At 40.7% G+C, this 22,419-nt stretch carries 18 protein-coding genes, 1 tRNA gene and 1 other RNA gene; 13 read left to right on the forward strand and 7 right to left on the reverse strand.

Annotated elements, in window-relative coordinates; translation table 11 throughout:
* Positions 1–4 precede the first annotated feature (4 nt).
* From IM793_RS16875 to IM793_RS16905, 7 genes are all read left to right on the forward strand, one after another.
* Complete coding sequence (locus IM793_RS16875) at positions 5–2,041, forward strand: hypothetical protein (protein WP_193423348.1); 2,037 nt, start codon at positions 5–7, stop codon at positions 2,039–2,041.
* Positions 2,042–2,051: 10 nt separating this feature from the next.
* Positions 2,052–3,557: a hypothetical protein gene (locus tag IM793_RS16880; RefSeq protein WP_193423350.1), complete on the forward strand. Its 1,506-nt coding sequence runs from the start codon at positions 2,052–2,054 to the stop codon at positions 3,555–3,557.
* A 15-nt stretch (positions 3,558–3,572) separates the two neighbouring features.
* A complete protein-coding gene (locus IM793_RS16885) occupies positions 3,573–5,615 on the forward strand; it encodes a patatin-like phospholipase family protein (RefSeq protein ID WP_193423352.1) in 2,043 nt (680 codons plus the stop codon).
* A 2-nt stretch (positions 5,616–5,617) separates the two neighbouring features.
* The gene (locus tag IM793_RS16890) at positions 5,618–6,574 is read left to right on the forward strand and encodes a hypothetical protein (protein WP_193423354.1); all 957 of its coding nucleotides are present in this window, start codon (positions 5,618–5,620) and stop codon (positions 6,572–6,574) included.
* Positions 6,575–7,067: 493 nt separating this feature from the next.
* Entirely contained in the window at positions 7,068–9,416 is a 2,349-nt protein-coding gene (locus tag IM793_RS16895; protein WP_193423356.1) for a restriction endonuclease, read from the forward strand.
* Between the two features lie 872 nt (positions 9,417–10,288).
* Positions 10,289–11,302 (forward strand): hypothetical protein, encoded by a 1,014-nt coding sequence (locus IM793_RS16900; RefSeq protein ID WP_193423358.1) that lies wholly within the window; start codon positions 10,289–10,291, stop codon positions 11,300–11,302.
* Between the two features lie 635 nt (positions 11,303–11,937).
* Positions 11,938–12,387: a VOC family protein gene (locus IM793_RS16905; protein ID WP_227256292.1), complete on the forward strand. Its 450-nt coding sequence runs from the start codon at positions 11,938–11,940 to the stop codon at positions 12,385–12,387.
* 285 nt (positions 12,388–12,672) lie between these two features.
* On the opposite strand, the gene IM793_RS16910 is transcribed toward IM793_RS16905, so the two are convergent.
* The 3 genes from IM793_RS16910 to IM793_RS16920 all read right to left on the reverse strand — a co-directional run bounded on the left by IM793_RS16910 (position 12,673) and on the right by IM793_RS16920 (position 14,646).
* Positions 12,673–12,945 (reverse strand): hypothetical protein, encoded by a 273-nt coding sequence (locus IM793_RS16910; RefSeq protein ID WP_193423360.1) that lies wholly within the window; start codon positions 12,943–12,945, stop codon positions 12,673–12,675.
* Between the two features lie 4 nt (positions 12,946–12,949).
* On the reverse strand, positions 12,950–13,156 hold the full coding sequence (locus tag IM793_RS16915) for an Arm DNA-binding domain-containing protein (RefSeq protein WP_193423362.1): 207 nt from the start codon (positions 13,154–13,156) through the stop codon (positions 12,950–12,952).
* A 767-nt stretch (positions 13,157–13,923) separates the two neighbouring features.
* Positions 13,924–14,646, reverse strand: coding sequence for a hypothetical protein (locus IM793_RS16920; protein ID WP_193423364.1), 723 nt, complete (start codon positions 14,644–14,646; stop codon positions 13,924–13,926).
* A gap of 274 nt (positions 14,647–14,920) precedes the next feature.
* On the opposite strand from IM793_RS16920, the gene IM793_RS16925 reads away from it, so the two are divergent.
* The 3 genes from IM793_RS16925 to IM793_RS24995 are packed head-to-tail and all read left to right on the forward strand — an operon-like array spanning position 14,921 to position 15,681.
* Positions 14,921–15,154, forward strand: a complete 234-nt coding sequence (locus tag IM793_RS16925) for a hypothetical protein (protein WP_193423366.1) — start codon at positions 14,921–14,923, stop codon at positions 15,152–15,154.
* Entirely contained in the window at positions 15,151–15,396 is a 246-nt protein-coding gene (locus tag IM793_RS16930; RefSeq protein WP_193423368.1) for a hypothetical protein, read from the forward strand. The genes IM793_RS16925 and IM793_RS16930 overlap by 4 nt, the downstream gene beginning before the upstream one ends.
* Before the next feature lie 57 nt (positions 15,397–15,453).
* Positions 15,454–15,681, forward strand: a complete 228-nt coding sequence (locus IM793_RS24995) for a hypothetical protein (RefSeq protein WP_255512108.1) — start codon at positions 15,454–15,456, stop codon at positions 15,679–15,681.
* A gap of 40 nt (positions 15,682–15,721) precedes the next feature.
* Here IM793_RS24995 and IM793_RS16940 read toward each other — a convergent pair whose 3' ends face one another.
* On the reverse strand, positions 15,722–16,660 hold the full coding sequence (locus tag IM793_RS16940; RefSeq protein ID WP_193423370.1) for an aromatic alcohol reductase: 939 nt from the start codon (positions 16,658–16,660) through the stop codon (positions 15,722–15,724).
* A gap of 242 nt (positions 16,661–16,902) precedes the next feature.
* Here IM793_RS16940 and IM793_RS16945 point away from each other — a divergent pair, with 242 nt between their 5' ends.
* Positions 16,903–17,349: a helix-turn-helix domain-containing protein gene (locus tag IM793_RS16945; RefSeq protein WP_227256293.1), complete on the forward strand. Its 447-nt coding sequence runs from the start codon at positions 16,903–16,905 to the stop codon at positions 17,347–17,349.
* 360 nt (positions 17,350–17,709) lie between these two features.
* Here IM793_RS16945 and IM793_RS16950 read toward each other — a convergent pair.
* Positions 17,710–17,782, reverse strand: a tRNA-Lys gene (locus tag IM793_RS16950).
* A 495-nt stretch (positions 17,783–18,277) separates the two neighbouring features.
* Here IM793_RS16950 and IM793_RS16955 point away from each other — a divergent pair.
* Both IM793_RS16955 and IM793_RS16960 read left to right on the forward strand, forming a co-directional pair.
* Positions 18,278–19,564: a sugar MFS transporter gene (locus IM793_RS16955; RefSeq protein WP_193423372.1), complete on the forward strand. Its 1,287-nt coding sequence runs from the start codon at positions 18,278–18,280 to the stop codon at positions 19,562–19,564.
* Between the two features lie 154 nt (positions 19,565–19,718).
* Complete coding sequence (locus IM793_RS16960; RefSeq protein ID WP_132397056.1) at positions 19,719–20,213, forward strand: HAD-IIIA family hydrolase; 495 nt, start codon at positions 19,719–19,721, stop codon at positions 20,211–20,213.
* A gap of 1,022 nt (positions 20,214–21,235) precedes the next feature.
* On the opposite strand, the gene fsa is transcribed toward IM793_RS16960, so the two are convergent.
* Positions 21,236–21,895 (reverse strand): fructose-6-phosphate aldolase, encoded by a 660-nt coding sequence (fsa, locus tag IM793_RS16965; RefSeq protein WP_121287853.1) that lies wholly within the window; start codon positions 21,893–21,895, stop codon positions 21,236–21,238.
* Between the two features lie 91 nt (positions 21,896–21,986).
* An RNA gene (gene ffs / locus IM793_RS16970) (signal recognition particle sRNA small type) lies at positions 21,987–22,086 on the reverse strand.
* Positions 22,087–22,419: the final 333 nt, after the last annotated feature.

Raw genomic sequence — 22,419 nt, forward strand, 5'->3', positions numbered from 1 at the left:
CCTCATGCTCAAACCACCACTTTACCGCAAATTGCGCGGTTACGCTTTCGACCCATCGCTGTCACTGAAAATCGACACCGCAGAGATCAACGAAATTACTTACAAAGTTCCCTGGGAGGAGCTTGGTCCGGGCCCTTGCGGGGAATATCTTGAAATACTGGATATCGATCCTAGTACAGGGAGCACCTATCAGCCGGTAGACCTGGATAATCCATACCTGCTTGCCCAGGACGGACTTCCCCCGAGTGAGGCCAATCCGATGTTCCACCAGCAGATGGTATATGCCGTAGTGATGACCACGATCGCCAACTTTGAGAAGGCACTTGGCCGGAAGGTGCTCTGGGCCCCACAGCGAGTGGAGGACAAGGTATATGAAAAATACGTTGCAAAACTCAGGGTCATGCCCCACGCTTTACGGGATGCGAACGCTTATTATAGCCCCATGAAGAAAGCGCTGCTGTTCGGTTATTTTTCCTCGACACCGGCGGATGAAACACTGCACATGCCGGACTCTTTGGTCTTTACGGCGCTAAGCCATGACATTATAGCCCATGAGACTACCCACGCGATCCTCGATGGTATGCATTCCAGCTATAATAAGCCCACCAATCCGGATGTGCTGGCATTTCATGAAGCCTTTGCCGATATCGTGGCACTCTTCCAGCATTTTACCTTTCCCGAGGTGCTCAAGCACCAGATCAGGAAGACCAGGGGCGATCTTGCCTCACAGAATCTTTTGGGGCAACTGGCACAGGAATTTGGTTCGGCTATCGGTAACTATGGCAGCCTCAGGGATGCGATAGGGCATTTCAATCCCTTAACGAAGAAGTGGGAGCCCACCCAGCCTGACCCGCAGGATTATCGGACACAGTTCGAACCGCATAAAAGGGGCAGCATCCTGGTCGCGGCCGTATTTGAAGCCTTTTTGAATATCTATAAATCAAGGATAGCAGACCTGCTCCGGATTGCCTCCAATGGCTCAGGGATTTTGCCGGAAGGGGAACTCCATCCCGACCTGGTTGAAAGACTGGCGCAGGAAGCCTCCAAATCGGCTGGTCACACCCTGAATATGTGTATCCGCGCATTAGACTACTGTCCGCCGATGGATATTACCTTCGGGGATTTTCTGCGGGCCATCATTACAGCCGACAGTGACCTGGTCCAGGAGGATGACCGCAATTACCGGCTTGCCTTTATTGATGCCTTCAGGAAGCGGGGGATCTATCCCGAAGGGATCCGGACGCTGAGTGAAGACTCGCTGCGTTACACGGACCTGGATATTGGCTATATTGACAAGGATGAACAGATAGCAAGTACCAGATTGAGTGCCGTGATTGATCCTGAAACCCAAAGGCTACTGGGCATCATCTACAAATTCCTGCGCGGCTATGGGGATGTGATCAAGTATATTACCGACAGGAAAGAGATATATGAAAAGACAAGGGATTATATCGCAGGAAAATATGTTAAGGAAGGCGAAGTGATCATGGGCCTGCATGCCAGGATAGGTGTAAAATTCAATAATTCCAATGCATTTAGCCAGATCACCGGATTGGCCTTTGTTGGCCATTATGCCGATCTGGGGATCAGAAAAAGCAGGCGTTCCACTGGCCCAAGCTTTCAGATCCAGAATCTCCGGCTTGTCTCGCGTGTAGGTCCCGGCAACAGGCAGGTTAATCAGGTTGTTTTCTCGATTGCTATGCACTCAACCGTCAAACTTGACGGCGATACCCCGGTCTTTTACGAGTTTCCCGTTCCCAAAAAAAATGAACCCTACACGCATCACGAGATACCCGAAGGATTTGTTGAACTCTCTGGCGGCTGTACGCTGATCTTTGACCTTGATCACTTAAAGCTGAGGTATGCGGTGAGTAAACCACTACTTGAGACCGGAGCCGAGGGAAATCCATCTATCAATATGACCAGATTAAAGCGTCTGGTTAATTTTTACCAGCAGAATTTTGCCAATGAGTTTGAATCCTATTTCAGCAGTCCCGGGCAGATGAACCTCGAACCTTTTGCATTTCTTCACCAGCATTAAACCTATCCCAATGAAAACTATTAAACCAAAAGTAAACAAACAGGTATCGGAGCAGGGTACTCCGGGAACCGTTGAGATCAGGATGTACTGTATGGGGACCGGGGACTGTTTCGTGCTCCGTTTTTTTAAGGAAGATAGCTCTCCTTTTACCATAATGATCGACTGCGGCAGCTGCCGTGGAAACAAGATCGATTTTGCGCCATATATCGAGGATCTGGCTGCACATGTACGTAGCCATATCGATCTGCTCATCGTTACCCATGAACATCAGGACCATGTAAACGGATTCCAGAAATGCAATGAACTCTTTCAGCAGATTACCATCAATAATGTCTGGTTTGCCTGGACCGAAGATCCGGACGATCCTACAGGACAGGCGGCAGAACTAAGAAAGAAGAAAAAGGAAATGAAGAGCGCTTTGAACACTGCCCTGAAAATGATCCAGGATAGGCAAGAAGCCTTCGGGGCAATCATAGAGTCCTCGCCCTTCTCTGCAGTACTGCAGGCGGGACGGGATGCCTTTGTCGGCGGACTGAAGTCGCTGAGTGAAATCAACCTGGATGAGACAACTGCTACTGGTAATGAAACCGAAGTCAAGGCGCTGGCCGGAATGGCAGCAGTTAAAAAACTTGCAAAGGAAAAAAATGCCAGGATATCTTATCTTATGCCTGGTACCACGGTAAAGATTCCCGAACTTCCCGGTATCAATTTTCACATTCTTGGCCCGCCGGTTGACCGGAAATATGTTTACATGGATGGCAAGGAGGGAAGGGACGTGTACAGGAAGGCAATGGATATGGGCTTCAGTAGTTACCTGGCCAAAGCATTCACCGACCATGTCGGAGAATCAAAAAAAGCGGACATTCCTTTTAACCGTGAGTTCGTGTTAAAAACCCAGGATCCAGTTTACCAGAATATTGAGGAGATTTACCGTTCGCCGGATAACAACTGGCGGAACATCGATGATGAATGGTTGATGGGGGCAGGTCTTTTGGCTATCCGCCTGAACAGCCACATCAACAATACAAGCCTGGCTATTGCCGTTGAGGCAGAACAGAGCAGGAAAGTGCTGCTGCTGCCGGGAGATGCCGAGTATGGCAGCTGGGAGAGCTGGCATGCGATCAAGGCATGGGAGAAAAAGGGGAGTGATGGTAAAAAGCATTTGGTAGAAGACCTGTTGAATCGTACTGTTTTCTATAAGGTTGGGCACCACCTTAGCTACAACGGGACTGCATTGGAAAAAGGGATTCAAATGATGCCGGAAAACAATCTGGTGGCTTTTGCAACTCTTGACCGCAGGCGGATATCCGAGGGCTGGAAATCTACCATGCCCAACAAACACCTCTTGGAAGAGCTGACCAGAAGGACCGCGGGATGTTTTTTTATCATGAATGAGGAAGAGATTGCAAGTCCGCCATCAAAGGTGCTTGATCCTTTGGGAGATAGCCGTTATCAGACAGCCGAAAAGAATGATGGTTCGGGTCCGCTCTATAAACAATACACCCTTGACATTTAGCCAATACAGACCGTTATGGAAATAGAAAACCTATTCAGTACAAATCCGGGCACCTCGGGAGAAATTACCGGGAAACAACCGGTCGCTGACCAGTTACAACCGGCTATGCTGGAAACACCTTTCAAAAAGATTGCATTGGCCCTTTCCGGGGGAGGGTTCCGTGCTGCTGCCTACAGTCTGGGTACGATGAGCTATCTACATCATCTGCCATATCCCAATAGTGAAAAACATGAGGCAACGGTTCTTGACAATGTGGAGTTTATTGCTTCCGCTTCGGGCGGTTCTTTTGCGGCGATCCTTTACTCTATGCAGGTTCAGCTGAAACTTCCCTTTGAGCAGACCTATAAGGAGCTGCTTGAGTTCCTCAATGGGCAGGTGCTGCTGGAGGGGGTATTGGGCAGGATCAATGATCCGGGGGAATGGAAGAACGATGGATCAAAAAACCTCATCAATGCCTTTGCTTCTATTTATGATGAAAAACTGTTTAAGCGGAAGACGTTTGGAATATATCGCGATCCGGAAGTTGCTGGTGGCCGGCGGTTGGAGGTCTGCTTCAATGCCACCGAATTTCACAGGGGGATAAGCTTCCGGTTTCAGGCGAGCAATGTCGCTGCCGACAAGGCAAAGATCGGCAATAAATACGTCTATTTCGATGCCTTTGACGAAAAGGCGATGGAGACCGCAGGGAAAATCAAGCTCGCCGATATCCTGGCGGCCTCATCCTGTTTCCCGGCAGGCTTTGAGCCGATCATGTTTCCGGATGATTTTGCCTATAAGGGGATTGGGGACCAGGGGGAGCTGACCACTGCTGAACTTAGGAAGGCACTTACAGTAACCGATTACAATAACCAGCCCCGCCAGGATGCTGTGGATATCGGTCTGATGGACGGTGGGATCAATGACAACCAGGGGCTTTATAGTACGTTACTGGCTGACAGGCGTAGGAGGCAGAAAAAACCATCAGATGGTTTTGATCTAATCTTCATTTCGGATGTTGCCAGTTACTTCATGGATGCCTACAAGGCCCCTAAGCAATCCGATCAGGGAGATATCCGTCAATCGAGCGTAAATGGGCTATTGGAACGCCCATTGAAAAGTTTCCTGCCCAAAAAGATCCGGGGGATAACAGGCTGGGCATGGCTGGGTTTGCTCCTGACCCTGGCTATAGTTATTACGTATTTCTGTTCTAACCATGTCACAGTCCGTAATTGTGCCATAGGCGCAGGATCGGTTACTGGCAGCCTGACTATTATATTGATACTTCTAAAGATGTTCCTGTTTAACAAGCCGCTCAAAAATTTTCTGCCCGAGTTTTTCCGTTTGGGTAATGAAAGCCTGGTTCCCATGCTCAAAGGGCAGATACAGGGGCTGCAGAATTTTACAGATGAGGCCATAGGTAAGCTGGTTAGCTATATCAGGAATGCCCCGATCGGTAAACTGGAACAAATGGGGCAAACCAGGCTGAACAGCATGCTGAGCCTGGTTATGGACATCAACTTAAAGCAGACCAGACGACTGATCTTTGACGCCTTCTATGGAGAATTCTACGGGGCGGACGTCTGGCAAAATAGGAGGGTATTCAACGTCATCTATGAGCTGAGCGAAAAGAATACGGTCAACAGGAAGGCTGTACTGGAGACCAAGTTTTATAAAACTTACGGTTTTGGTCAACAAACAGATGAGAACGTATGGGCCAGGGACTGTATTGAGGTGCTTACTTCGAATTGTGAAGCGCTAAACCTGATAGCTGAAAAGGCCAGGACAATGGGGACAACACTTTGGACGGACCAAAAAGACCTGGATGAGCATCGTATCATGGATGTCGTATGTGCCGGCCAGTTTACCACCTGTGCAAAACTACTGGAATACTGTATGGTCGTGGAGCGGATATTGGATAATGGTGTTAAAAATCCCAATCATCCCATACAGATAGCCTTTGATGAGAAGGAACTGGAAATATTTCAGGGGCTTAGAACAAAGATCCAGTTAGACTGGGATGAGTTCAAGAATGACCCGTATTTCCTCTACAAAGAATCTTTAAAATCTAAACAAAACTAAATATGCAGATCAAAGATATAATCCGTGCGCAGCCTTCTCTTATCGTTGATATTGATAGAGCGATAAAAGACTCACTTGATAATGTTTATTGGTATTCTGAAAAGCCCCAGGAACCTGATTTTGTGGCTTCGCTGATCATTGATTTCACCAAAGGTTTTTATCATATCCTGAGAAACTATTTTCCAAATAATAAGTTTGGTGTTACCGGCGTGTTCACCCATCAAAAACCAATAGTTGATATTGGGTTAGGTAAAAATCCAGAGCTGGGCGATCTGTTGCTCGTCTATATCCACGAGGATATGGCTGGGAAAAAGACATTCAACTCGATATTGTTACAGGCAAAGCTAAGTGCTGATCAGAAGGCAAGGGTGGCTTCCGCGGATATACACCAGCTGGAACTCTATGAAAAATGGCCGGACTTTACCTATAAACGTGCTGGTCATCTGAACGGGGTGTCGCGTAAAATCAGTCCCAAGAGCATCACGGATGGAGCCCAATATCTGCTCATTGACGATAGGCCCATTTCAAGACTCACCTCTCCGGCAGTTTTTCCGATGGGTACAGCAACACCCAACAGGCTTTTGGTAGTCAATAATAACTTCGCCATCGAAATTGTTGAATTTTTGAAACTGAAATCGGGGCGGACCTTTGATGAAGATCCATTGACAACTACCGATGAGTGGAGTAAGATGATCTGGGACTTATTGGAGATAACCAAAGCGCAAACCAAAAGAAGTAACTACAGGGGAGCATTTGACCGGCAGAGTATTCATGGGCAGTTCTCGCAGATGTTCTCTTCTCCGAACCAGCAGTCATCTTTTCTCGGAGCTGGTTTTATGGCGGGAACAGGGAAAGGTAACCCTGATGACCTGCCTGAGGCCAATGATGACAGTGGTGCGATATCTATCCTCCTCATTGAAAGCATCGACCAGGAAGGTGAAGAGCGGGGACAGTATTAGGCTGTTTTTTTGTAGGGATCGTCTTTCTATGATTTTGGCTGTCCTTGCTCTCACCAGTGACTGAGTGTACCGGTTTTATTTATTGTTATCTGATCGGTTTATAAGTCTGTCCAATTGTACTGGATTGTCAGAATTGGTGGTTTTTATATTTCTTTGAGTCAGGCCCGAAAGGGACTTCACCCAAAATAATATATGTGCAGCACGGTCTTCCGTCTTTAGCAAGTCGGAAAGTTCCGGATCAGTTAATGCGCGATGGGCGGCCATGGAATGTTCTTTAGGTATTCCGCAGGGTGGTACGGAATGACTATACAAAGCTGTGCATAATTTTATTGATTTTGAAATCGGATCGAATTGATAACAGAAAGTTTACAAGGGAAGAACTGGTTTGGTGCGTTTCAGGTGCTCACTTAATTTGCTTAATATCATGCAGTTCAATAGCCACCATTTCAGATCTGTTACCAAAGTATTATATTAGCCATATTAACCCTCTAAAATGAAATATAACCTCGGTGTACTCAATGATAAGGAATTTGAAGATTTGTGCAAGGACATACTGGACATCGCCTTAAAAGTCGATCTACAGATATTCAAGGAAGGAAAGGATGGTGGGATTGACCTCTGTTATTCCGGTGAGGTAGAAAATCAGATCGTGGTACAGGTAAAACATTACGAACGCTCAAGTTTTTCGCATCTGATCGCAAAACTTGAAAAAGAACGGGACGACAGTGTCGCGAAGATGAATCCAATCCCACGAAAATATATTCTGGCCACTTCGCTTCCCTTGTCCCCGGATCAGGGAAAGAAAATCAAGGCAGCGATGTTGCCATATATCCGCGCAACAAATGATATTTACGGCAGGCGGAGGATCGAGTCGATGCTGTCCCGGTCAGATGAGGTCTTACAGCGCCACTTTAAACTTTGGCTGACCAGTAGTAGTGTGCTCAAAAAAATGCTCCACCACAATGCTTATCTCAATGCAGAGTTTTTTACAGGTGAGATCCTGAAGCTTTCTAAGCTCTTTGTGATGAGCAGCAACTTCAGCGATGCACAGCATAAGCTGGAAGAAAACAGTTTTCTGGTGATATCGGGCGAACCTGGCGTAGGAAAGACCACACTGGCTTATATGCTTGTTTATGAACGTCTGGCAGCGGGTTATGAGCTGGTGTACTGTGATGGGAGGATTGCGGAAATCGAGGGCATGTTGTCGCAGGAGCCAAACAAAAAGCAGATTTTTCTGATGGATGATTTTCTGGGTGCAAACCTTTACGACATCAACACCCTGCAGAACCCGGAGAACAAGATCATCAATTTTGTTTCCAAGATCCAGCACTCTAAAAATAAGCTGTTGATCATGACTACCCGTACAACGATACTGAATGAGGCGAATTACCGCTTTGAAAAACTTCATAACAGCAGGATAACCGGAAAATCCAAGTATGAGCTCAGGCTGAAGGATTATTCATTGGTTGATAAGGCGAGGATACTATACAACCACCTTTATTTTGGGGATCTGGGTGAGGAATTCAGGGATGAGTTTTTCAGGAAAGAAACCTACAGGAGGATACTGGAACACACCAATTACTATCCGAGGATCATACAGTTCCTTACAGATGAAAACCATTACCCATCTGTACCGGGACAAAGTGTAGAAGATTTTATCTTTGAGAACCTGGAAAACCCAGAACTGATCTGGGCATATGAGTATGACAGACAGCTCGGAGATGAAGAGCGTTTTCTGATCATGGCCCTGTTTACACTTGGCGGGATACGCATCGAAGAACAGGTGCTCGAGAACGCTTTTGAAAGCAGGTATGCGTTTGAGATCAAAACCAATAACATCAAACGTAAGCCCAGGGCATTCAAAGATGCAATCAAAAAGCTGTTGGATGGCTTCATCCGGGCCTTTCAGGATGCAAAAACCGGAACTAACAGTTATTCCTTTCTCAACCCTTCCATCATAGATTTTTTACTGGTGCATCTGGATGGGGATAATGACGAAAAACTGCGCATATTGCGCTCGGTCAGCTACATTGAGCAGCTATCAAAATATTTCGGTTCTGTTAAAGGCCCCAAAGTAGTGATTGGAGATAGGCTTGCTGATGATGTTTTTCCGGATCTGCTCATCATAGCTCCTACACTTAGATCTGTTGACAGTAGGGTCTGTGTTTCATTGGAGTTTCTCTACCTCAGTATGAACAGTTTTGGAAGACAGGTCTTGAACCGGCAGCGAGAGGTAGTGTTTCTCTTAGATGACATCCTTGCTCATCCTGAAAATATTGATGCCTGGAAAGTCTCGATGGTGATGATGAATATCTATACGGATTCTATGGAACTGTTAATGGCAGAGATTAATGCCAGATGGAACCGGCTTCTTGGACTGATGATCAGGTATGCCAAAGATGAAGACGACCTTAAGTACTTTGTGGAACTTTTCCGACATTACGGGCATGACTTCGATGAATACTTTGAAGACGAAGACAACCGCTATGACCTACAGTGTGCGCTCCACTTGATATTTGAAGGAATGCTGACCGATATGGACTTCAGTTATGAAACCATAATAGATAATTATAATTATCGCAGTGAAAAATACGCTATAGAAAGGGTTGAAGAGGAGGCCTGGGAAAAATATGTACAGTTTGTAGCAGACATTGGGCTTGATGGCGATTACTTTGACCGGATGGATCATGAGTATGAGATTGATGCCGCGCAGACTGTTTCCTATGCGCTTGATTCCCTGCGGGTAGATCATGACGATGATTACCATAGGGGTAAGCTCAGTAGCCAACCGACTAGAGAGGATCCGTGGGAGGAAATTAACAGGTTGTTTCAGAAAGACTGATCGTAGCGAGACCTTTGTTCTGGAATCTCACCTGGAACAACTTGGCCGGTACAGCAGGGCTGTCCGGCCAACAAAAAAAACAAAATAATTTCTATGTCAGAAAATTACCTTTGTTTAATCCCATCCGAGATTTCTTTTACAAAAGAGAAAGCAAAGCGGTGCAGCATCCACCAGCACCGCAAATAGCCACTAATCATTACTAACTCCTTGACTAACTAACAGTCCGGGATCAGCTATCCCATGCGATGAAACATTGTTGAACGACAGTCTTTTTGAAACAGCGACAAGCGGGATAGCTTAAGCTTTCAAACTTGGCGCAAAGATGGGGATGGGGACATTCTGGCGGAAAAATCAATTTCATTTAAGTCTTTTGGACTGTTTTTATTCGATTTTGTAAAATTTAATTTTGGCGATAAAGCCGGATGTCGCACCTGGCAGAATAAAAATTCCTGTTGTTTGATGACTGGTAAAATAACATGCCCATAATTGGGTGAGTGCCATGTTTATAGCAGGGTATGTCGCTACCAAATAAAGTTTCGTGCGAGGTTATAGTATCAGGAAGAGTTACTGAATTTGTGACTTCATTTGTTTGTGTAGGGCATATTGGCGAATATTGGAGCTTCATAGGAAAATTATGCCAACGTCCCGTTGGTTTTAGGCCTGCACTTCTTCATGCAGGCCTTATTTTCTTGTATTATTTTAGGCAGATGTTCTGACAGGCTAACAGTACCACTCCTGATTGATCACTATTGGTAATTTATATAGCCAGTTATTACAATTACTTTTTCCATACTTCAGATGTAACCAACTAGCCTACAAATCCATAAAATAAAATTTACCTAATTTAGTATTTGAACAAACATCTCTAAAATATGAACGGCTTAATTCAGTTTTTAACCAAAATACAGACATTTAATCTTCTTACCATTACGAAAGTCGAATTAAAAAGCCCCATAAAAGAAGATGGAAATAAGCCAGCTTATAGCCTTGCGCACGAAACACATTACTATGATTCTTTCACATATAAGAGTGAAATCAGGGTATTAAAAGACATGGCGTTAATTGATTTGCTGTCCCTTACCGACACCAGCTTAAAAAGAGAATATGAACAGCTCAAAAAATTAAAGGAAAGGTTTAAACTCATATGGACAAATTTCCACCAATATTACGGTGAGCTTAAAGCCAAATATCCCAGCAACTTCATATTTTCAATCCAACTAGATTATTTGTTTATCGTTAACAACCTGCAATCAGACTACAAGGATATTTATATAGGCGATGAGTTTGTGGAAAGTCTACACGATACATTAAAGATTAGGGACAAATTCTTAAGTGAACTGGTCAGCGAAGTAGATGAAATTCTAAATCCCCGTGAAACGTTCGAAGAATGGATGGTTAAACAGGAAAATCAACCAGAACAAGTTGAAGATGCTACGGCGAAGTTACCACCAAAAATCCCATATAATCCCGATGCGGGTCGGCCAAAATTCAATCGTCAGTATATAGATGACTTTTTGCAACTCATAAGGACTTATTTTTCAGAGGAACATTTCAACCAGCTTGGAGCCCTAATAAAAGCGGAAGAACAACCTGCAAACCAGATGATCTTCAACGGAAACAGTAATAAGCTTGCCGATGCTTTTAAGCAGCTCTATGAAGCTAACCTGATTGTGGGATGCAATAAAGCGGAACTTGAAAAATGGATTCTAAAAAACTTCCTATATAGCAATGGAGATAAAGTAAACGAATATTCCGAGGGTTGGCTCAGTGCGATAATATCTTCAGATACCAAGGTTTGCAAATCACCGATTTTAGAGGTAAGGATGAAAGACAAAGTTCCTTTTCTGGTTCCAACAGTCCGAAACAAAAAAAACAGTAAATATTAGTAGGGAAACAGTAAGGATACGGTTTAACGTGTTTTAACCCTACAAAACAAGCCACTAATATTGCGGTGTCAAAACAAAAGATACCGCTTATGAAGTACACATTTGAAGAACTACCGCAGGCTATTAGTACACTGCACGAAAAGGTAGATTGTATTAAAGACCTGTTGCTGGAAAACAGGTCGCAAAATTCCCAACGTCCCCGAGACATTAAGTGCTATCGTGCTAGTGAAAAATCGTTTAGAGAAAAAGAAACTTGATATTAATTTCTCATCCATGATTAAAGATATTAAAGAATTAAGTTTCGAGTATCGTCATTTGAAATATCCCCTCAGAGAACAGTTTCCCGCTTAGTGGTCAGTCTTATAAAACGAATATTATAATTAGGAAAAAATATAATCTACATTTAGCATCTTTTAATGGTAATATAGAATAGTTTATTGTAAATGGCAATTTCAGGAGAACACAACAGGCAATAAACTTGATATTTCTTGTTGGTTTATTGCAGGAAATTTGAAGGCAAAACAATACTTTTAAATGGCTTAAAGAACAAAAAATTTTATCACGCCAGAGAAGGACAAATTGCAAAAAATCTTACCTTTAATACCTTTACGTACAATCAAGTCAAAATTTACATCATGAACATAAAGTATGCGCATACCAACATTATAACAAAGGATTGGAAGGAACTTGCACGTTTCTATGAAATCGTGTTTAATTGCATAGCGGTTCCACCTATACGAAACTATCAAGGGGAGTGGCTTGAAAAAGGCACCGGCGTCTTTAACGCGAATTTACAAGGGGTACAATTACGGCTACCTGGCTATGGGGATAATGGACCGACATTAGAAATCTATCAGTATTCAGAAATGATTAATGCTGAAAGACACTTAGCTAATCAAAAAGGATTTGGACATATCGCATTTAAGGTAGAGGATATTGCGGGGGTTTTAGCAATAGCATTAAAGAATGGAGCATCGAAAATTGGAGAGCTAAGCGAACATCATTTTGATAATATCGGTGTATTTAGGTTTATTTACATCTCAGACCCGGACGGGAATATAATAGAACTCCTAAACTGGAGTTGATATTAATTTCGCAAACTTAGAAATTTGAAATCGAACGCTTTTTGGTTAGAAATCTTCAGCCATCTTGCGGCCTAAATATTATAATTATTGGAGAGATTTCGAGCTAAAATTTCAATAGAATGCTTTAAGACCAGGCATTTTATTTTAAAACCTGCTATTCATTAATTCCTGAAATGCCTCGTTGCTTAGAAATTGGTAAAGTCAGAAGTAGCTACCTGAAGAATATTGAACGAAAGACACTTACGGTATGCAGGTAGAAATCAAAACCGTCAATAAACTCATGGTCTATATGGCGGATGTTGAGGTCGCCTGCTTGATATTTGAATGAGAGATATTCTTTAACATGCTTTTCAATACCTTAAATCGCCTCAAAGTTCCTTCCGCATAATCTTCCTTCTCTACAAGTGCGGCCATGTTTGTATTATGGATTTTAATGGCCTCCATAATGGTGTGTGTGTTTTCTGCCTTGCCCAGATACTTGCATTTAACGCCTTCGGCGGATATCTCTGCATCTTCTACGCATAAGGCAGTATGGGCAGCAGTAACACCCGCTTTCATTTTGTCAAGATAGGAATTTAAGGTTTTGGCATTCTTTTGTGCCGATCATGTGACCCGCTTTGGTGTTCCACAATTCCGGCTCACATTTTCTGCTGGCGGACATTTCCACAGGTTTTCCGTCAACGGTAATCCTTAGGTAAACAGGAGCAGCACCTTTAAGATAGTTTTTTGGTTTCTTCAGGTAGAAGAGCAGACTGAAATTAGTTTTCATAATCGACTGATTTAAAGTTAACAATTTAGCCTTGCAGTCTAATCGTATCAAGTCGTTAAACGAATGAACTTTCTGTAAATCAATAACTTACATCGTTTTCGGTGAGTATGCCACTCTGTAAAACTACTCACCGAATCACTCAATTTTTTATGCGATTTATTGCCTATTTTGGTGTTTCCGGTAAACGAAAAAAAAAGCTTGTAATCATTTGCTTTACAAGATTTTACGTATTTTTGATACTATTCTCTGTGATCCCGCTGGGATTGGCTCAGCCCCGCAAAACCCCGAACCCGGCCCTGAGCCTTTTACAAATCGAACCCAGGCCGGCGCTTCTGTTCGAATCCCAGGGGGGAATAAAACAAAAAAACCTCACATTTCTGTGAGGTTTCTTGTGATCCCGCTGTGATTTACACCTAGTGTAAAAATCAACGTTTGCAATATCTTAGAGTGGCTTTGAAATTCGAACTCCCCGAATAACGCACCTTTTTTTTTAATACTTTATAGTTGCAAATGCAATATTTAAATATACATAAATTATAGCATTATCACAAATCTAGTGTTTTATTAAATCTCAAATACATCATGCTCTGGCAACAATCTGAAACAATCTTATTACTTTTTGGCTCTGCATTCGACATTTACTTTTTAAAATTTCTCTCAGGAACAATTAGTTTTTCGATTTCATTGTCGAAAAATTAAAAGGAATATTACAACCTAAGAATAAACTGATTTCTATCATAATACAATTTAAAGCATTAGCTGAAGATTTAAGAATCAAGGTATTTTGATGCAATATCATCAAAGGCCAATGCTAAACTTTTAGGCTGACTCAACATTACTGTATGTCCCGATTCGATTGAAATTACTTCTGCATTAAGATAAGAGGCAATTTCTGATTGTTTTTCCGGGCTGAGTGTACCCTGATCCTTTAACAATCTTATATACGTAGCAGATCTTTTAGGTGTAGAGCTAAAATTGATTTTCTCCAGAAGTATAGGTGGTTCCGGGTGAATACAAGAAATGACTTTAGCAGTCATCGCAGTATCGAGGTCATTACACATCTTTTTTTTGACATACTGTTCCATATGCTTAGGATCAATTTTAATGTTTAATTTCTCAAGTAATAAACCAAAATAAAAGTTTAATCTGTCAGAAAACTTAAAAGTAGAAAGCGAATTCTTTCCGTTCTTAGGTATTGGGCTTCCTATATAAACCTGATGCACGATCCTGTCGGGGAGCATTTGCGTGATTTGAGGAATCAAAAGTCCTCCCATAGAATGCCCTGTAAGGATTATTCTTTTTGCTGGTAGCTGTTCGATCTGAGTAGAGACATATCGAGCACATTCAGAGATGGTTAGTTTTTTTAAATCGATACCAACTGGAATCCTTTCTGCAGCAAATGCTGGGCATTTCATTTCGTGAATCACATCTTGCCATATCTCAGGATTAAGTGATCCACCATAAATCAAAACAAAACAAATATTTTTCATTATCTAGTTTTTAAAGTGAAATTTTATTGATAACATTATGGTTTGATTTCCCGAATAATGCACTTTTTTTTAAAAAATATTTTGGCTAAAAATGCAATAGCCAAATATAGATTTTTTTCTATTGGCTTAAAGAATCAGTTTCTTTTATGCTGGGCATAGAAGATATTATCTGATCTTAGTGTTTATCCTCAATATATACGGGCTTTTGAAAGCTATATAGCTGTTTTATAGGCCATCAATATAAATCCTTATTTTTGAACAAATCTTCTGACAGATGAGCACAATCTATTTTAAACTCCGTGACCGTTTTGATTTTAGTACTGACACCTTGGACATTGGAAACCCTATATCTTGGAGCCGTAAAAATTTTTTAAGGCATTTGTTTATAAGAATTTTTGCAATCAGAGAAGAGCGCATTGAAGAATTTTACCAACGGCATCTTAATTACTATTTGGAACAACATCCCAACAGCAACGAAGAAACTTTTTTAGGCACTTATGGGATTTGATAGATCGTCAACTTAAAGTACTACTGCTCAAAGATATTTATGACAAAGACCATATCCGAAATGAGCGTGAAATCCGACAGCTTAAAAAAATCACCGAAGTATTGATCTCACACGACCAGTGGAATTTACATAAATCTACAGATGCAGTTGTAGCAGCGCAGGAATTAGAAATCCATGCCTTAAATCAAAAGGTCATCCAGTTAACAGCAGACTTAGCAGAATACCGTCAATTTGATGGTTAAATTTTAATCAGAGACGGACAGGTATTGGCTTTACTAGATTTATGCATAAAAATGCAAATGCTAGAAGCCACAGACGATGGAGCTTTCTTAATTACTCCCGCGCAAAATACTTGGGCAAAGATGATCAGTAAATACTTTAGGGAGGTTGATAATGAAAATACAGGTCAGACCAAAGAAATTAAGATAGAAATGTCGATTGCATCTGCCAGAGTATTTCCTGTAATAAATGGATCCACAATAATATTTTTTCCGTCCACTTCAATTCCTAAAGAAGCATGTCCGTAAAATGTTATTTTCATCTGTAAATTTAATGTTGAAATTATTTTTATATGTTTTTATTAAGACTCCAGTCTATATTCTTTTCCGCCCATTCTCTGGCAGAAGTAGTCTTAATTCCCCTCTGAGAATTAAAGGTTGTATTAAAATCCCAAGATACACCTCGCCCGTCTCCAAAAATAGACCTGTATTTGTAAACAAAATTTGTTGGGTCATTTTTTAAATCATTTCCTAACTCTTTTAAATCGGAAACAGAACGTTCAAACTTTTGCCCCGACAACGACTCTACAACATCGCCCAATTGTTTATAAGTAATTGTATCGCCAGCGATGTAAACAATACTGTTCTCGATTGCTGGCTCTTCAAAAAAGATTTCAGCAGTTAACATCCCTATATCATCCGGAGTGGTAACGGTTACTGCAGTATTTAAACTCCCCAGTGCATTTACAACTTTTTTATCGAAATCTACAACACCAAAAAAGGGTTGAAACAAATAACTTGTAAACAATCCCGTTGAGATAATAACCCATTTTGTAGCATTTTGTGATCGAAGAAGTTCACGTACATCCAGCTGCTCATCGAAAAGATCTTGGGCACTACCACGACCAATTATTTCAAAATCAACCCCGAATTGCCAGGGGAAATATCGTTTTACACCCGCGTCAAGTACGGCTCTTGCAAGTTTGAGCTGAAACCCACCGGCGCCACTTCCATAACCTGTGCAAGAGACAATAGCATCGAATTCCTTAAAAATCTGAATAAGTTCGGAAGAAGCAGATGTCAAATCTCCTGCCAGCAATTCTACTCCCAGAACCTTAAGCTCGTCAATATTACGTTTTTTTTCAATATCCGTTGAATTTATAGTAGACTGACGAAGTAGTACTGTGATTTTTGTATTGGTTGAGTGTTTTGACTTTTTTGCCAGATTGCGTATAACAGGCATTCCTAGTTCGCCCGCGCCTAACACTAAAATTGATGTATTTTCCATTTCAAAATGTTATTATAATATCATTAAGATATATTCTAAATGACTTATATGGGTAAAGGTAAAGCATTCGAAAGGCATTAACAATGAGGCACCTATATGTGGGTTAGTTACCTACATGTTAGTCTTCTGGAAATAAGTCGCTTAATTTTTATATAATCTAATATTGGTATATTAGGCCTTTCTGATATACTTCTTATGTAGCATAATTATCTTGAATTTAAAGCTGCTATTCATTGAGAAATATGATCACCTATAAAAATAATATGCTGAAAATGTATACAAAAATGAATAGTTATATGAACGATGATGAAATAAACAAGGCCTGGGATGACATTTGCAAGGTATTAAATAAAGATCAGGATGATCTCAAAAAAGATATATTGAATCATGTTGGCAATAAATGGTCTTTATTTATCATTCATGCTTTAGGAGTGGATGGACGAATGCGTTTTTCAGCATTACAGCACCATATCAATGGCATAAGTCAAAGGATGTTGACCAAATGTCTTCGCGAACTGGAACGGGACGGCTTGATAAGCCGAAGTATTTATCCTGAAGTACCTCCAAGAGTCGAATATGAATTGACAAAACTAGGTAAAGGATTGCTTATTCAGGTTACCCCGCTTTGGTTTTGGATTGCTAGTCACATCAACGCTTTCCAAGATGCTCGCAGCAATTATACCAAATAGAATTTTAGCTTATAATTAAGATGTTCATCTATTAAACTATTTGAATATCAATGAATTAATACAAATTAGGGGAGTTTGATATTATAAAGAACGACGCTCCGAATGACGCACATTTTATATGCGATTACATGCATATTTTGGCATAACCCTTAAAAGTAAAAAAAAACTGCAATCATTTGATTTGCAAGCTTTTACGTAGTTTTGATACTATCTTCTGTGATCCCGCTGGGATTGGCTCAGCCCCGCAAAACCCCGAACCAGACCCTGAGCCTTTTACAAATCGAACCCAGGTCGGCGCTTCTGTTCGAATCCCAGAGGGGGATAAAACAAAAAAACCTCACATTTCTGTGAGGTTTCTTGTGATCCCGCTGGGATTCGAACCCAGGACCACTACATTAAAAGTGTAATGCTCTACCAGCTGAGCTACGGAATCTACTTTGTTTAAAAACGTTATCCGTTTCCTTTAAAGTGGTGCAAATATAGGGTTATAGACTAATGCTTGCAAATAAAAAATCGCGAAAGGTGTTAGTGTATTGATTTATAGGCAAATTAATTATTTAGCGCTACTTTTTAAATAGATTTAACTGTTTTATTGCGTTGATTTAATGTTAACCCATGCCCGCATCTTTTATTGCGCTATTTTTTTTGCTAACACGCTCCGTATCATAATGCTAATCAAATAAAGGTAAAGACGAGGGAAAGGCAAAACAAGTTTAAGATTCTTTCCTTTTGAATATTGCAAGGTTACCGGGTGATTTTGAGAAAGAAAACGGCTATTAATGCCGGTCTGGAGCATACCTGTTTTAGGTGCTTGAGCACTAAGGAAAGCCATTTTTTGTTAAAGTTGAAATTACGCAAACGTTTGATCGATTTTTATTAAATATTATTGTTTAGTTTGGTCCAATCAAATAAACCGAACCAAAACTTTATGCAACAAACAACAAGGCCAGGTCAAACCCAGGGGCCAAAACCGCTTATTATTATTTGCGCCCTATTCTTTATTTTTGGCTTTGTAACCTGGGCAAACGGAACTTTAATCCCTTTCTTTAAATTATCTTTCGGATTATCAAACTTACAAGCCTTCTTTGTAACCTTTGCATCATACATGGCTTACTTCTTTTTAGCGCTGCCATCATCGTGGATCCTGAAGAAAGTAGGTTTTAAAAATGGAATTATTTTAGGTTTGGTAATTTTAGGACTGGGCTCTTTAATATTCATCCCCGCAGCCCAAACCAGGACTTTTGGTTTGTTCTTAACCGGGATTTTTGTTCAGGGAGCCGCATTGGCTTTGCTGCAAACAGCCTCAAATCCGTATTTAACTATTATTGGCCCGATAGAAAGTGCTGCAAAACGTATCAGTATTGCAGGGATCTGTAATAAATTTGCCGGAATGATAGTGCCTTTGGTTATGGGCAGTTTGTTTTTAAAAAATGCCTCAGAAGTAGAGAAACAAATCAAAGCGGCAACCGGCGCTGTTCACGAGCAGTTATTGAACGATGTTTTAGGGCGTGTAAATATGCCTTATATTGTTTTAGCCATCGTTTTTTGCGTTTTTGCTATTTTTATTAAATTCACTGATTTACCTGAAGTGGAGGTTGAAGAAGATGTTATAGATGAAAGTAAAGGCGCTGTTGTAAAACATCAAAGTATATTCCAGTTTCCGCATTTATTCCTGGGTGCCCTTTGTATTTTTGTGTATGTAGGCGCCGAGGTAATGGCAGGTGATATTATTGGTATTTATGGACGTGAGTTAGGTATTACCGCCGAGATTAGTGGTAAGTTAACTTCCATTACACTGTTTAGTATGTTAATCGGCTATATTATCGGTATCGTTACCATTCCCAAATACATCTCCCAGCAAAAAGCCCTTAGAATATGCGCCATTTTAGGTATTATCTTTACCATTTTATCTTTTGCCATTTCGAGTTGGTTTGCTGTAATTTTTGTAGCCTTATTGGGTTTAGCCAATTCGCTCATGTGGCCGGCAATTTTCCCGCTGGGCATTAGCCACTTGGGTAAATTTACCAAAATTGGTTCGGCGATTATGGTAATGGGGATAGCAGGCGGCGCCATAATGCCACTTCTATACGCTTTTTTAAATGAAAAGTTACATGTTAACTTTCAACTGGCCTATCTTTTAACCGTATTGCCTTGTTATTTATATATCCTGTTTTTTGCGATAAAAGGCCACAAGGCAGGATTGAATTTGAAATAACCAAAACCAAATAAATTTTATGATTAAGCCCGATCTCATTAAAGATTGGGCTTTCTTTTGTCCTTAATTTTCAGTTATTTTGGCGAATTATAAACGAGATCTAAATCATATATCTCACATCTTGATACTTGATGCTCAATCCCCATATTAAACAATGAACAAAGCTATTTTTCTCGACCGTGACGGTGTACTCAACCACGAAATATACGATTACATCTGCCGTGTTGAAGATTTTAAAATCTTAGATTATCAAATTCCGGTATTAAAAAAGCTATTTGATGAAGGTTATCTCTTAATCGTAATCACAAATCAAGGTGGTATTGCCTTAAAGCGCTATACTGAGCAGGAACTGGCCATTATGCACCAAATGCTCCGCAATGCTTTTGTGGCTAAAGGAGCTGATATTGCTGGCTTTTATTATTGCCCGCATCACCCAACTGTTGGCGGTGAGTGCAAATGCAGAAAACCTGCTTCCGGAATGATTTTAGATGCCATTGACATGTACGATATCGATCCGGCACAATCTATCATGATTGGCGATAAGCCAAGAGATGTAGAAGCCGCAAACGGGGCAGGAGTGAAGGGTATTCTGATTGAACCTGATGAGCAGATCAGTTATGAGAAGGTTAAGGAAGTGCTTGCAATGTAATATAGAAATGATGTAATATGGAAAAGGTAATATGGGAGATGTAACCTGCAATTTGCTCATTATTCACCTTACATCATCCATCTTACATTATCCATTCTAATGATTTGGGCGTTTTAACACGCTGTACACTATATCTTTTTGGCTGTCCTTCGACTACGCTCAGAATGACAGCCAAAAAGGATGCCGTTTCCATCGTTAATGCAGAAATGTAGCAATTACTTACGAAGTTTAGAAAGGAAGGAGCGGTGGGTAACTTCGTAAGTCAGAAGCCTGTGATCTCTATTACAATTTTCCCTACTCATACTTACGAAATCTTTCCGCGCGCTTGCCCTTTGAGATTTCATAAGATGCCCTGGCCACCTAGCCCTGATTGAAATGGCATTCCGGTTTCCGATAAATTTGTCATTATCGAACATTTACCGGAATATAATGGAAAGCAGGACTACAGAAACCGATTAGCACTGTTTCTGCGCTCCAAAAAATCATGTAAAATGGAAGAAGGAAGATGTAACCTGCAATAGTAAGCGACTGTAAACCTTAACGATCTTAATTTTTTAATGGTAGAAAAAATGGAAAATGTAAGAGGGGAAACAGATGATGGAACCTGCAATAGTAATTGCCTATAAACCTTAACGGTCCTAATTTCTTAATGGTAGAAAAAATGGAAAATGTAAGAGGGGAAACGGATGATGTAACCTGCAATGGTAAGCGCCAATAAAAATCTTAATAGCCTTAACTTCTTAATGGTAGAAAAAATGGAAAATGTAAGAGGGGAAACGGATGATGTAACCTGCAATAGTAAGCGCCTATAAACCTTAACGGTCCTAATTTCTTAATGGTAGAGAAAATGGAAAATGTAATAGGGAAAACGGATGATGTAGACTGCAATTTCACCATTTCCCATCATACATCTTACATTATCCATCCCTTCATTACATTATCCATAAAACAAAAAAATCCTAAGTCTTAAACCGGAAACCCGACTCAAGACTTAGGACTAAAGACTCTCGACTTTATTATTCTTATTTGCCAGCAGCTTTAGCGTGGTCAGCTAAAAATGTAGCTAAACCGCTATCTGTTAGTGGGTGTTTTAATAAGCCAACAATAGCAGCTAATGGTGCAGTAATTACATCAGCGCCTAATTTAGCACAGTTTACAATATGTAATGGTCCGCGGATTGATGCAGCTAAAATCTGAGTTTCGTAACCGTAGTTATCAAAAATAGTTCTGATATCTTCAATTAAAACCAAACCATCACTAGAAATATCATCTAAACGGCCTAAAAACGGAGAAACGTAAGTAGCTCCTGCTTTTGCAGCCAATAAAGCTTGTCCGGCAGAGAAAATTAAAGTACAATTGGTTTTAATTCCTTTTGAAGAGAAATATTTAATGGCTTTAACACCATCTTTAATCATTGGTACTTTTACAACGATTTTAGGGTTTAAAGCAGCTAAAGCTTCACCTTCTTTAACAATCTCGTCGAAAGTAGTCGCAATAACTTCAGCACTTACATTATCATCAACGATATCGCAAATCGCTTTATAGTGGTTAATTACATTTTCTTCGCCGGTAATACCTTCTTTAGCCATTAAGCTAGGGTTGGTGGTTACGCCATCTAAAATGCCAAGATCTTGTGCTTCTTTGATTTGATCAAGATTTGCTGTGTCAATAAAAAATTTCATGTTTATAAATTCTTAAAATGATTATTAGGTTCTGCTGCTAGAACCCCTGAAGAATTTAATATCCCCCCTTCAGGGGATTAAGGGGGTAAAAAAAGGGCAAGCACCTTCTATCGCACCGCTACAACCTTCTACCCTTGCTGTGTTCCCACCCTGGGGGAGTTCAAAGGGAGCTGGTCGTAAAAGACTTGCCCGGCCACAAAGGTAGAAAAAGAAGTTGTTTCGCGAAATGCATTTTTGCATTTTTTTTATCTTTTAGGCTATGTGGCTGATTAGTAAATTAATAAAATTGAAATGGGTATTTTTAAACAGCAGGAGGAAATGCTAGTTAATTAACTTCATGTATGAGGTATTTATATTTAAATTATATATTCATAAATAAACCAATAATTAAAACGATTTATGTCTGATTTTGGTTAAAAAAATGGATTAATTGTATAATATTATCATTATTAATATGGTAATTTTTTAAATGAATAATTGTCATTTTTTTAATAAAAACACTTTAAATTACCTAAGGACTAAAA

Origin of the sequence: Pedobacter sp. MR2016-19, from assembly GCF_014947265.1 — a bacterium.
GTDB lineage: Bacteria > Bacteroidota > Bacteroidia > Sphingobacteriales > Sphingobacteriaceae > Pedobacter.